The organism is Anaerotignum sp. MSJ-24 (assembly GCF_018918145.1).
Taxonomy (GTDB): Bacteria; Bacillota; Clostridia; order Lachnospirales; family Anaerotignaceae; genus Metalachnospira.
The window spans coordinates 122,212-131,618 of sequence record NZ_JAHLPX010000009.1; the positions used below are offsets into that span (position 1 = coordinate 122,212).

General features: G+C 39.2%; 8 protein-coding genes and 1 riboswitch. Of the genes, 6 read left to right on the forward strand and 2 right to left on the reverse strand.

What is annotated here, in order from left to right; genetic code table 11:
* Window positions 1–45 precede the first annotated feature (45 nt).
* The 3 genes from KQI66_RS10040 to KQI66_RS10050 all read left to right on the forward strand — a co-directional run bounded on the left by KQI66_RS10040 (window position 46) and on the right by KQI66_RS10050 (window position 1,982).
* On the forward strand, window positions 46–618 hold the full coding sequence (locus tag KQI66_RS10040) for a hypothetical protein (protein WP_216429161.1): 573 nt from the start codon (window positions 46–48) through the stop codon (window positions 616–618).
* Between the two features lie 75 nt (window positions 619–693).
* Window positions 694–1,317 (forward strand): single-stranded DNA-binding protein, encoded by a 624-nt coding sequence (locus tag KQI66_RS10045; protein WP_216429162.1) that lies wholly within the window; start codon window positions 694–696, stop codon window positions 1,315–1,317.
* Between the two features lie 143 nt (window positions 1,318–1,460).
* A complete protein-coding gene (locus KQI66_RS10050; RefSeq protein ID WP_216429164.1) occupies window positions 1,461–1,982 on the forward strand; it encodes a GNAT family N-acetyltransferase in 522 nt (173 codons plus the stop codon).
* A gap of 118 nt (window positions 1,983–2,100) precedes the next feature.
* Here the strand turns inward: KQI66_RS10050 and KQI66_RS10055 are convergent, their stop codons facing one another.
* Both KQI66_RS10055 and lysA read right to left on the reverse strand, forming a co-directional pair.
* Entirely contained in the window at window positions 2,101–3,423 is a 1,323-nt protein-coding gene (locus tag KQI66_RS10055; protein WP_216429166.1) for an aspartate kinase, read from the reverse strand.
* A gap of 37 nt (window positions 3,424–3,460) precedes the next feature.
* Complete coding sequence (gene lysA, locus KQI66_RS10060; RefSeq protein ID WP_216429168.1) at window positions 3,461–4,756, reverse strand: diaminopimelate decarboxylase; 1,296 nt, start codon at window positions 4,754–4,756, stop codon at window positions 3,461–3,463.
* An 83-nt stretch (window positions 4,757–4,839) separates the two neighbouring features.
* Window positions 4,840–5,013, reverse strand: a riboswitch (Lysine riboswitch).
* Between the two features lie 381 nt (window positions 5,014–5,394).
* Here lysA and KQI66_RS10065 point away from each other — a divergent pair.
* The 3 genes from KQI66_RS10065 to KQI66_RS10075 are packed head-to-tail and all read left to right on the forward strand — an operon-like array spanning window position 5,395 to window position 9,160.
* Entirely contained in the window at window positions 5,395–7,161 is a 1,767-nt protein-coding gene (locus KQI66_RS10065; RefSeq protein ID WP_216429170.1) for a Na/Pi cotransporter family protein, read from the forward strand.
* Between the two features lie 10 nt (window positions 7,162–7,171).
* Complete coding sequence (locus KQI66_RS10070) at window positions 7,172–7,858, forward strand: response regulator transcription factor (RefSeq protein WP_216429171.1); 687 nt, start codon at window positions 7,172–7,174, stop codon at window positions 7,856–7,858.
* Window positions 7,859–7,873: 15 nt separating this feature from the next.
* Window positions 7,874–9,160 carry a sensor histidine kinase gene (locus tag KQI66_RS10075; protein ID WP_216429173.1) on the forward strand — a complete coding sequence of 429 codons (1,287 nt, stop codon included), beginning with the start codon at window positions 7,874–7,876 and terminating at the stop codon, window positions 9,158–9,160.
* Window positions 9,161–9,407 lie beyond the last annotated feature (247 nt).

A 9,407-nucleotide genomic window follows, 5' to 3' on the forward strand; every position in this document is an offset into this window, starting at 1 on the left:
ATAAATTCGGCTTATACATTAAAAACTGTATATGAGGTGTTTCGTATGGTATGTATAGGCATTTACGGTGACAAAACGGACGGTTTTACAAAACAACTTTTAAAGCGTTATTTTGATGCCGGTATTTCTGCGGCGGCATGTACTTATGGAGACTGTGACAGGGCATATATTGTAGCAAGTGCAATGGGAAAAGATGTGTTTATAACAAACCGCTGTTTATGGACGGATATTAAGTTCGATATATGCGTATTTTTTTCATGGCATGAAAATAATAATATATCAATAAAGAAAAACGGATATGCGGTAATAAATGCCGACAGCTGTAAAAATGTTCCGCTTTCACCGGGAGTAACAAGAGTTACCTGCGGAATAAACAGCCATGCCGGAGTGACCGTATCGGCGGTAAGCGACAACATAGACGGTGAAGAAAAACTCCAATGCTGTATTCAGCACAAAATAAGAACCATGTCGGGAAGAATTATTGAGCCGCAAGAGTTTGCCGTTGTCGTAAGAGGTATTAATTATCCGTTATCCGAGGTATTGTCACTTATTACGACGGCAATAGCCGGAGATATAGAAGAAACGGTTACAGATAGCCTCTCATTCTTAAGCATTTGATGTTCTTAAATTAAAGTTCGTGAATAGAATTAACTATCTAACGGATTTTGAGGAAAAGGGAAGGGGAAAAACAAAATGGAGAGCATCAAATCAAACAATCATGTAAATCTTATCGGTACTGCGGCAGATGTATGCAGTTTCAGCCATGAGGTTTACGGTGAAGGATTCTATACATTTCCGCTCAAGGTAAAAAGACTGAGCGACAATTTTGATACTATACCTGTTACCGTATCGGACAGACTGCTTGATGTTGAAACAATAACGGAAGGCGTCACCTTGTATATAAGCGGACAGCTGAGAAGCTATAACCATTATTCGTCAAAGAAAAATAAACTTGTGCTCACTGTTTTTGCAAGGTCGATAAGCTTTGACGAAACAGACGATTACAGCTCCAATGAAATTTTTCTGAACGGATTTATATGTAAAAAGCCTGTATACAGAACAACACCATTCGGCAGGGAGATAACGGATATGCTTGTTGCGGTAAACAGAAATTACGGAAAGAGCGATTATATTCCTTGTATTGCATGGGGCAGAAACGCTAAATTTGCCGGAAATCTTGAGGTCGGTGACAACATTGAGCTTTGGGGAAGAATACAGAGCAGAACATATATAAAAAGAGATGAAAACGGCGAAGCAGAGGAAAGAACGGCATATGAGGTTTCGCTATCTAAAATAGAAAAAATAGAAAAGCAGTAAAGCCGGAAGGTTCGGAAAAGCTCCGAACCTTTTTGGGTTTAAATAATATACAATTATTTTTATAAAACGGTATTGCAAGACAATATTTTACGGTCTATAATTAGTAATTAATTTCAGTTATTTTAAGCAATAAGGAGAAAGCAATGATAAGAAAAGGTACAAAAGACGATATAAAAGCGGTAGCAGAAATTTACAGCAGAATACATGATATGGAGGAAGCCGGAAAGGTGACAATCGGCTGGGTAAGAGCGATATATCCTACACAGAAAACAGCTGAGGACGCACTTGCCAAGGACGAGCTTTTCGTGCTTGAGGACTGCGGAGAGGTTGTTGCGGCGGCAAAGATAAACCGTGAACAGGTTCCCGAATATGCCGACTGCAAATGGGAAAACGATGCTCCTGATGACGAAGTTATGGTTCTGCATACACTTGTTGTTGATCCGCTCAAGGGCGGCAAAGGCTATGGAACACAGTTTGTAGATTTCTATGAAAAATACGCACTTGAAAACGGCTGTAAATATCTCCGCATGGATACAAACGAGAAAAATGCAAATGCCAGAAAGCTTTATAAAAAGCTCGGATATAAAGAGCCGGGAATTGTTCCCTGTGTGTTTAACGGAATAGACGGCGTACAGCTTGTTTGTCTTGAAAAAACATTAAAGTAAAAAAGAAGCTCCCATTTATGTTAATCATATTTGGGAGCTGTTTTTATAAGAGTTTAGATAAAACCTTTTTAAAAGTTTTTGGTGTTTGGGGCAAAGCCCCATAAGCTTTTGAATTGTTTTAATGCACAAATTCCGAATATATAGCCTGTAAAACCTTTTCGTAATCCTCTTCCTTAACGCCGATAATGATGTTCATTTCTCCTGAACCCTGGTCAATCATTTTTATGTTTACACCGCTTTCGGCAGCAGCTTTGAATACTCTGTAAGCAGTACCGATTCCGTTTACCATGTTTCGTCCAACAACGGCAATAAGAGCAATTCCGTCATCTATTGAAATATAGTCCGGGTGAACATATTTTTTGATTTCATCTGCAACAATAAGCTTTTTGTCCTTGATTTCGTCTGTGCTTACAATGATTGACATTGCGTCAATTCCGGAAGGAAGATGCTCAAAGCTTACGTTGTTGTTCATAAGAACCTCAAGAACTTTTTTACCAAAACCGATTTCGTTGTTCATCATATCCTTTTCAAGAACAATTATTGAGAAACCTTTTTTGCCGGCAATACCTGTGATAATGTCGGAATTTTTATTTGCAGGCGCATTCTGGACAATCATTGTACCTTTATCGGCAGGACGGTTTGTATTTCTTATATTGATGGGGATTCCGGCAACTCTTACAGGGAAGATTGCTTCATCATGGAGAACGGAGGCGCCCATGTATGAAAGCTCTCTGAGCTCTTTGTATGTAATTACATCGATTGCACGAGGATTTTTTACATAACGTGGATCGGCCATAAGAACGCCTGATACGTCAGTCCAGTTTTCGTAAATATCGGCTCTTGCGGCTCTTGCAACAACCGAACCTGTGAAGTCCGAACCTCCTCTTGTGAATGTCTTTATTGTGCCGTTGGGCATTGAACCATAGAAACCGGGAATAACGGCGTTTTTGTGTTTTTCAAGTATAGCCGAGAGAGTTTTGTTTGTGTTTTCGGCATCAAATGAGCCGTCTTCGCAGAAGAAAATTCCTTTTTCCGCATCAATGAAATCATATCCGAGATATTTTGAAAGAACAATGGCATTGAGATATTCTCCACGGCTTGCGATATAGTCACGGCCGGCATGGTGAAGTATTGCAAGTTTAATTTTTGAAAATTCATTGTCAAGTGAAAAATCCATTTTGAGGTCTTTGATTATTTTGTCATATCTTCTTTTTATGCAAAGGAATATATTGTCAATGCTTTCGCCGTTTCTTGTAAGGTCGTAGCATTTATATAACATATCGGTTACTTTTTCGTCATCGGAATTTCTTTTTCCGGGAGCTGATGCAACAACAAATCTTCTTTCGGGATCGCTATTGATAATATCGGCAACCTTTCTGAAATGCTCGGCATCGGCAAGTGAGCTTCCTCCGAATTTAACTACCTTTATACCTGAACTCATTTTATTTTCATCCTTTCGGTTTTTCTTGTTTTTTATATTATAAATCGTTAAGCATTAAATCTGCATAGCTTTCTCTTCTTACGGCAACGTAGCTTTCTCCGTCCTTAAGCATAACAACGGGTGGACGAGGAATACGGTTATAGTTTGATGCCATTGAATAGTTATATGCACCTGTTGTCATAACGGCGAGTATATCGCCTTTTTTTGCTGTCGGAAGCATTACGTGCTCCTGTATAAGGTCACCGCTTTCGCAGCAGCGTCCGCCGACTGTGTATTCCTTTTCGGGTGCTTTGTCTGCCTTGTTGGCAAGCTTGATTGTGTATGCAGCTTCGTAAAGAGTGTATCGAGGATTGTCTGTCATGCCGCCATCGATTGATACATAGTTCTTGTATCCGGGAATTTCCTTTGTTCCGCCGACTGTGTATAATGTCATTCCTGCATCGGCAACGATACTTCTTCCGGGCTCCATAAGAACAAGAGGCATATTTATGCCAAGCTCGGCGGAACGTTTTTTCATCATGTCGGCAATGCCTTTGATGTTTGCGGCATAATCAATTTCGGGATCGCTTTCTACATATTTAACGCCCATACCGCCGCCTAAGTTGAGAATGTGCGCCTCATATCCGAGAACCTCCTTGATATGTGCTATGAACTTAAGCATTATTTCCGCACCGTCAACAAAAGGCTTGATGTCGAATGTCTGTGAGCCGATATGGCAGTGATAGCCGCAAAGCTCAATGTTTTTCTTTCCGAGAGCAATTTTGATTGCTTCTTCTGCCTGTCCTGTTTCGATGGCAATACCGAATTTTGAATCAACCTTGCCTGTTGATATTTTTACATGTGTATGAGGATCGATACCGGGAGTAAGTCTGAAAATAATTTTCTGTTTGATACCGTGTTTTCCTGCAATTTCGTCTATGGCGTCAAGCTCGTCAAGGTTATCGCAGATAAAATATCCTATTCTGTTTTCGATAGCGAATTCAATATCTGCGTCTGTCTTATTGTTTCCGTGGAAATACACCTTTTCCATAGGGAATCCTGCCTGAAGAGCCGTATAAATTTCACCGGGAGAAACTGCATCAACGCCCATGTGCTCTTCATTAGCTATTTTATAGATTTTTTTGAAGCATAATGCCTTACTGGCATAAAGGGGAAGAGCGTTTTCGCCAAAGTTTTCCTTCATTGCCTTTACATATGTGCTCATTTTTTCACGGATTTTGTTTTCATCAATGAGATAAAGCGGTGTTCCGTATTGTGCCGCAAGCTCTGTTGTGTCCTGTCCGGCAAAGGTGAGATGTCCCTTTGCGTTAATTCCGATGTTGTTGCAGATCATGATGCAGGTCTCCTTTTTAAAATATTTTATACAAAAAAACAGCCTTTTACGAGGCTGCGTGTCAACAATGATAAATAATTATATCCTGTGACAGCACTCCGCAAATGCGACAGTTAAACAGATATTATTCCGTTTACCCAGGCCGACCTTAACGCCTCGGCCGCCTTCGGCAACAATCCCTTTCGACTGAACAGGCTTTGCGAAAGCCGTAATCAAAATTCAGTCTACTGATGATATGCTGCGCCTCTGTCTTAAAATGTATGAAACAAGTATATATTCAAATTTACACTATTGCAATAGGTTTATTTCATTTTTTACAGGTTCGCCATAATAATATATAATTTTGATGTTTAAAGCGTTAAATTTTATATTTAATGGGGAAATTATGTATTACAGTTGTATAAATTAGCTATAATTCGATTATAAATATAGATAAATTAATGATTTGGGTTTATAATAATTATATGAATATACAAAAATAATTTTATTTTATGTGATAGAAATAATTGAAATGTAGAATATTGTTCCAATTTGTTATTTTACTTTAATTTTACATAAATAACATATTAATTTTACATAAATATATTAATGTTCATGGTGGATTAGAATAAGAAAATTAAATGATTGGCGGGAAAATAATGGACATTTTTGGTTTATTGAATGTAGTCGGAGGTTTGGCATTAACACTATACGGTATGCACCTCATGGGACAGGGACTTGAAAAGGTTTCCGGCGGTAAGCTTGAGCATTTGCTCGAAACCTTTACCAAAAACAGATTTATGGCTGTTCTTCTCGGTGCTGCGGTTACGGCAGTTGTTCAGAGTTCGTCTACAACAACGGTTATGGTTGTCGGATTTGTAAACTCCGGAATAATGAAGCTTAACCAGGCTATCGGCATCATAATGGGTGCCAACATCGGTACAACCGTTACATCTTGGCTGCTTAGCCTTACATCTATCGAAGGTTCAAGCGTTTTTATAAAAATGCTTAAGCCGTCATCGTTTTCACCTGTGCTTGCACTTATCGGTGTTGCGTTTCTTCTTTTCGCAAAGAAAGAGAAAAAGAAAAACATCGGCGGCATTCTTGTAAGCTTTGCAATACTTATGTACGGCATGCAGATGATGAGCGATGCGGTTAAACCGCTTGCTGATGTTCCTGAATTTACTAACATACTTACAAGGTTCTCAAATCCTATTCTCGGACTTCTTCTCGGAACCTGTGTAACCGGTATTATCCAGAGCTCTGCCGCATCAATCGGTATTCTTCAGGCACTCTGCTTTACCGGTGCAATTAAGTTCGGAAGTGCAATCCCTATTATCATGGGACAGAATATCGGTACATGTGTAACTGCTATTATTTCGAGTATAGGTGCCGGAAGAGATGCAAAGAGAGCGGCTGCCGTTCATCTTTACTTTAACCTTATCGGTACGATAATATTTATGTGTGCATTCTACGGACTTAATGCTATTCTTCATTTCGACTTTATGGATAATACTATAAATGCTGCGGGAATTGCATCCGTCCATTCAATATTCAATGTGGCAACAACCATCATGCTCATGCCCTTCGGCAATCAGCTTGAAAAGCTTGCCTGCCTTACAATCAAGGATAAGAAAACGAATAAAATTTCTCCCGAAGACAAGGATCTTCAGATGCTTGATGACCGTTTCCTTGATTCACCCGGATATGCGATTATGCTCTGCCAGAATGCCGTTGCGGAAATGGCAAAGCTTTCTAAAGAGGCGATTCATGAGGCAATCGGTATTCTTATAGACTATAACGAGGAACAGGCCGAAAACATATATAGACTTGAAGATGAAGTCGATAAATATGAGGACAGGCTTACAAGCTATCTCGTTAAGGTAAGCAGCAAAAACCTCAATTTTGATGAAGGACATACGGTTTCAATGCTTCTTCATTCACTCAATGATTTCGAGAGAATTTCGGATCATGCAATCAATATTCTTGATTCCGCAAAGGAGCTTTATGATAAAGGCTTAAGATTCAGCGAAAAGGGAATTAATGAAATTAATGTTTATTCAAAGGCTGTCGAAGAAATACTTGATATAACAATAGACGCCTTCGGAAATATGGATAAGAAAAAGGCACTCGAGGTTGAGCCTCTTGAGGACGTAATCGATGACCTTAATATAGTAATAAAGGAAAAGCATATCAAGCGTTTAAGAAACGGCGAATGTACCGCAGAGCTTGGCTTTATACTTTCTGACATTACAACGAATTATGAGAGAGTTGCAGACCATTGCTCAAATCTTGCCATTTATATTCTTCAGGCAGACATGGAGGAAATGGATACACACAACTTCCTTATACAGCATGGTATGGAGGACAGTAAGGAATTCCAGAATAGATATATTGAATTCAAAAATAAATATTATATAGACTGAGGTGCGTGCAATGGCAGATATTTACGTAGTTGAAGATGATGTTAATATAAGTGAAATTGAATCCATAGCACTGCAAAACAGTGGACACAGAGTGGAAACCTTTGAGAACGCCAAGCTTTTCTTTGAGCGTTTGTCGGTTATGCGTCCGGAGCTTATTATACTCGATATTATGCTTCCGGACGAGGATGGTTTGGAAATTCTGCGTAAATTAAGATCAAAACCGGATACAAGACGTATACCGGTTATACTTATAAGTGCGAAATCTACGGAAATTGATAAGGTAAAAGGTCTTGAGCTTGGTGCCGACGATTATCTTGCAAAGCCTTTCGGCGTTATGGAGCTTATTGCAAGAGTTAAGGCACTTTTGAGAAGAACCGAAGAGGAAAGAAAAATATCCGGCAAAGAAAAGTATATACATATGGGCGATGTGTTTATTGACGATGTCCGCAGAGTTGTGTTTGTTGCCAATGAAAAATGCGAGCTTACATATAAGGAATATGAACTGCTTAAGCTGCTTATATTCAATGAAGGTATTGTCCTTACAAGAGATGTAATTATGGAAAAGGTTTGGGGCATTGAGTTTGAAAGCGAATCCAGAACAGTCGATATGCACATCAAAACATTAAGACAAAAGCTTGGTGCTTCGGGAAATATGATAAAAACAGTGAGAAACGTAGGCTATGTTGCAGAGCTTTAAAAGCGGTGAAGGCATATGAAGAAAAAAATTACGCTCTATATGTTTGTCGTTTCATTGCTTGCGATTATATCCGCAGTTGTTATAACGTCAACTGTTTTTCAGCGTGTTACGGAAAATGAGTTTTACGAAAGCCTGAAAACAAGCTGTATAATGCTTGAGGAAATATGGGACGCCGATTCCGGAAAAAAATATGACCTCGACAGAATGCGTATAACAGTTGTCGATAACGAAAACAATCTGATATATGACAGTTACAGCGATGTTAAGGATGTCAGCAGAGATCCGGAGATAATTGCGGCAAGAGAAAAGGGCGAAGGCAGGGCAGAAAGAAAGTCTGATGCCGGAACGGAAGTATATTACTATGCACAGCGTTTTGATAACGGCAGAATATACCGAGTATCAATGGAGGCAAGCAGCTTTCTCAGCATGATCGGCAATATGCTTCCTGCAATGTTTTGTATGCTTTTTATTATGATTTTGATATGTTTCTTTGTTACAAAATATCTTACAATTGATATTTTAAGACCTATTGAAAAGGTTGCTGACAGCCTTGATTACAGTGAAGAGCCGGAATACCATGAGCTTGTACCTATTGTAAACAGACTTAAGGAACAGCACGAAAGAGTGCTGAACAGTGCAAGAGTACGGCAGGAGTTTTCCGCAAATGTTTCGCATGAGCTTAAGACACCGCTTGCGGTTATTTCCGGTTATTCGGAGATAATAGAAAACAACATGGTTTCTAAGGACGAAATTGTGCGTATAGCAGGAGAGATACACCATAGCTCTAACCGTCTGCTTGCGTTGATTGATGATGTTATAAGGCTTTCTGAGCTGGATTACAGCGAGCCGGAAACGATATATGAAAAGATTGACTTGTTTGATGTGATAAATGAACTTGCATCGGTTATGGAATCAAGTGCCGAACAGCATGAAATAGCATTGCATATAGATTGCGAGCACTGCTTTATAAGCGGTGAAAAGAGAATGATTGAAGAAATTGTATCTAATCTTATTAATAATGCTATAATATACAATCGTCCGGGCGGCAATGTCTGGGTAAGAGTATATAATGAAAATAATGATAAAATACTTGTGGTCAAGGACGATGGTATAGGAATACCGCAGAAGGACCATGAGAGGATATTCGAAAGATTTTATCGTGTTGACAAAAGCCGGTCTAAGAAGGTCGGCGGTACAGGTCTTGGACTTGCCATTGTTAAGCACGCTGTATCAAGCCTGAACGGAAAGATAGAGCTGAAGAGTGAGGAAGGCAAAGGTACGGAGATAAAGATAATATTTTAAAGAATAAAGCGGCGATACTGAGTAAAATCGGTATCTCCGCTTTTGTTTTGTGCGCTTAAGCATGAAGCAACCACCAGCTATGCTGGTGGAATAAGATACTTATAGAAGTAGACCTCCTTTGATATAATGGAAGAGGTTCCCCAACCGTCTTCATAAATCAAAGGAGGTTTTGTCATGAATGACATTAAAAGTTTATCACATTCAAAATGGAGATGTAAATATCATATTGTATTTGCACCCAAATACA